Origin of the sequence: Pseudophaeobacter profundi (assembly GCF_029697505.1) — a bacterium.
Taxonomy (GTDB): domain Bacteria; phylum Pseudomonadota; class Alphaproteobacteria; order Rhodobacterales; family Rhodobacteraceae; genus Pseudophaeobacter; species Pseudophaeobacter profundi.
In genome coordinates this window covers 1-313 of the sequence record NZ_JARJEF010000161.1, presented here as the reverse complement: position 1 = coordinate 313, position 313 = coordinate 1, and the positions used below count along the sequence as shown (strand labels likewise).

The window sequence follows — 313 nt, the reverse complement described above, 5'->3', positions numbered from 1 at the left end:
CTGGACATCCTCCTAGATCCACTCAATATCACGGTCAATCGGTACTTTTCCGCGGATGAGGTCGGGACCCATGTCGACATGCCGGGCAGGTTCCATGTGGACGGATACCGTGTTGGGGAGATAGGATTCTGTGACTTCTTTTTGGTGCCGGGAATAAAGATAGACGTGTCAGCCAAGGCGGCGAAAGAACGAGATTATGAAGTGACAGTTGAAGACATTGAAGAATGGATCTGCGAAAACGGCCCGCTACCAGAGAGAGCGATCGTACTCTTCGACTTTGGCTGGAGTTACCGCTACGACGACGCGAGAAGAT

General features: G+C 51.8%; 1 protein-coding gene. It reads left to right on the top strand.

The features are described from left to right. A partial coding sequence (locus tag P2081_RS20635) for a cyclase family protein (protein WP_278924658.1) occupies positions 1-313 on the top strand: 313 nt, incomplete at both ends.